The organism is Streptomyces swartbergensis (assembly GCF_002148965.1).
GTDB lineage: Bacteria > Actinomycetota > Actinomycetes > Streptomycetales > Streptomycetaceae > Streptomyces > Streptomyces swartbergensis.
Window position 1 is genome coordinate 1 of the sequence record NZ_NGFN01000600.1, and the last position, 2,634, is coordinate 2,634.

2 protein-coding genes and 1 pseudogene are annotated in these 2,634 nt (G+C 73.8%); 1 reads left to right on the plus strand and 2 read right to left on the minus strand.

Annotated features, from left to right (window positions below):
* Both CA983_RS42620 and CA983_RS42625 read right to left on the minus strand, forming a co-directional pair.
* Window positions 1–646, minus strand: a 646-nt coding sequence (locus CA983_RS42620; RefSeq protein ID WP_143645786.1) for an endonuclease/exonuclease/phosphatase family protein, incomplete at its 3' end; no start/stop codon positions are given.
* 67 nt (window positions 647–713) lie between these two features.
* Window positions 714–1,556, minus strand: a complete 843-nt coding sequence (locus tag CA983_RS42625) for an alpha/beta fold hydrolase (RefSeq protein ID WP_086605989.1) — start codon at window positions 1,554–1,556, stop codon at window positions 714–716.
* 104 nt (window positions 1,557–1,660) lie between these two features.
* Between CA983_RS42625 and CA983_RS42630 the strand changes: the two are divergent.
* Window positions 1,661–2,626: pseudogene (locus tag CA983_RS42630) on the plus strand (aminotransferase-like domain-containing protein); the annotation flags it as partial.
* Window positions 2,627–2,634: the final 8 nt, after the last annotated feature.

A 2,634-nucleotide genomic window follows, 5' to 3' on the forward strand; every position in this document is an offset into this window, starting at 1 on the left:
TGGGGTGGGCGAGCTGGAGTCGTACGGGATGCCCGTCGACGTCGGCGACCGCCCCGGGCATGCCCATGGTGCCGGAGACGTCGTCGGCGGGCTTCAGCGGGAAGCGGCTGAGGATGACGGAGCCCTCGGAGCCGCCGCCCTCGACGGCCCGGCGGTGCGGGTAGTCCTGTGAGAGGTCGTCCTTCAGCCGCGCATCACACTCGTATTCGCATTCCTGTACGAAGACGACGTCCGGTTTCTCGCGGCGGACGGCGGCGACCAGGGACCCGGTGCCCTGCCCGAACTCGACGTTCGAGGTCAGTACGCGCAGGTCGGCGACCGGGCGGCCGACGGGGTCGCCGACCTTGCCGTACGGCTCGATGAACCAGGCCAGCAGGCCGAGCAGGAGCACGCCCCAGGCCGTCCCGAGCCACCACCGGGACAGCAGGGTGAGCAGCAGCGCCAGGCCGGTGGGGGCGAGCAGCCAGGGCAGGAAGGCGAGGACCTGCGGGACGGGCGTGATGCCGTCGCTGTCGGCGGTCCGGAAGCCGACGACCACGCTGACCGCGGCGAACAGCAGGGCGGCGCACCAGGCGCCGAGCCGCCGTCCGGGCGGACGGTGTTCCGGCCCGTCGGTGGCGGTCCTCTCGGCAGCGGCGGTGTCCAAGGCCCGGCCTTCCGTTCGCGGAGTGGGGTGCCCGAATCCTCCCTCGAAGGCGGGCCCGAATCCTCCCTCAAAGACGGGGTGGGGCGGCGGAAGGTTGCTGGCGGCCGGTGCCCCCGGGCCGGGAGGCGTCGACGCGGGCCAGGAATTCCCCGAGTGCCTTGTCGAACTCCTCGGGGCGTTCGAGGTTCGGCATGTGGGCCGTGCCCTCGATCACGTGCAGGGTCGCGTCCGGGAGGGCCGCGTGCATGGCCCGGGCGTCGGAGACGGGGGTGTAGGTGTCGTCGGCTCCCACGACGACCAGGGCCGGGACGGTCACGCGGGTCAGCAGGGCGGCGTAGTCGGGGCGCCGGGCGCGGGCGCGCAGGGCCGCGGCGGCGCCCTCGGGGGAGGTGGCCGTCATCATGCGGTGGACGTGCGCCTTGACCTCGGCGGGGGCGTACGGGGCGACCATCCGCTCCAGGACCTCGTCGGCGTAGCCGCGCATGCCCTCCCGCAGGAGGCGGTCCGCCATGGCGTCGCGGGTGCGGACCCCGTCCGGGGTCTCGGCCGCCGGGAAGGTGTCGGCGAGGACGAGGCCGCGGACGCGGCCGGGGAACAGGCGGTAGCAGTCCATCGCGATCTGGCCGCCCATCGACAGCCCGGCGAGGACGAAGGACTCCACCCCCAGTTCGTCGAGCAGGGTCTCGATGTCCCGGGCGAACTGCGAGAAGTCCGTGAGGGCCGGGGTCGTCGGGGAGGCGCCGTAGCCGCGCAGGTCGGGGGCGATGACGCGGCGGGCCGCGGAGAACGTGCCGAGCTGCGGGGCCCACATCGTGCGGTCGAAGGGATGGCCGTGGACGAGGACCAGGGGGACAAGGGGCTGCCGGGAGGTTACGGGGCCTTTGTCCTCGTATGCGAGGAAGGGTGCCATGGGACGACCCTAGGCAGCTCCAACTACTCAGTGCAATAAGATCTTTGCTCTCGGTGCAATGCGGGAGATCCGAAATGCAGGGGATCCAAGGGGGAGACCGATCGATGGGTGACTACCGCCGTATCGCCGACAGGATCGCCGACGACATCGCCAGCGGGCGGCTGAAGCCCGGTCAACGGCTGCCGCCGCAGCGGGCGTTCGCCCGGCGCCGGGGGATCGCCTCGTCGACGGCCGGACGGGTGTACAGCGAACTCGTACGGCGTGGGCTGGTCGTCGGCGAGGTCGGGCGCGGCACCTACGTACGGGCCACCCCGGACGGGCCGGCGGGGCGGGCGCTCGCCGAGCCCGGCCGGGCCGACGCCCCCGTCAACCTGGAGCTCAACTACCCCAGCGCGCCCGGCCAGCCCGAGCTCCTCGCCCCCGTCCTCGCGCCGCTGCTGCGCCCCGACGCGCTGGCGGAGGCGCTGCTGCCGGCCGCCGCCACCGGTACCGAGCCGGCCCGGGAGGCGGCGGCCACTCTCCTCGCCACCCCCGGCTGGCGCCCCGCCCCGGACCGGCTGCTGTTCACCGGCAACGCACGGCAGGCCATCGCCGCCGTGCTGGCCTCCCTGGTCCGGCCGGGCGGCCGGGTCGGTGTGGAGCAGCTGACGTATCCGCTGGTCAAGGAGATCGCGGCGCGGCTGGGTATCACCCTGGTGCCGCTGGCCGGTGACGCGGCCGGGCTGCTTCCGGAGGCCGTCGCCGCCGCCCACCGGACGGCGCCGCTGTCCGCGCTGTACGTACAGCCGACGCTGCACAATCCGACGTCCCTGACGACGAGCCGCGCCCGATTACTGCAACTCGCCCAGCTGATCCACGACTTGGACCTGCCCGTGGTGGAGGACCGCATCTGGTCCTTCCTGCACGAGCCCGGTGATCCGCTCGCCGCTCACGCCCCCGCGCTCACCCATGTCGTCGACGGTCTCTCCAAGCGGGTCGCGCCGGGGCTCACCGTCGGTTTCCTCGTCGTGCCGCCGCACCGGGCCGGGGCCGTGGCCGATGCCGTGCGCTCGGGCGGGTGGAGCGCGGGGGCGTGAGC

Excerpts from the sequence above, each read along its gene's own strand:
- CA983_RS42625 (WP_086605989.1), bottom strand. The coding sequence starts at position 1,556 with ATGGCACCCTTCCTCGCATACGAGGACAAAGGCCCCGTAACCTCCCGG.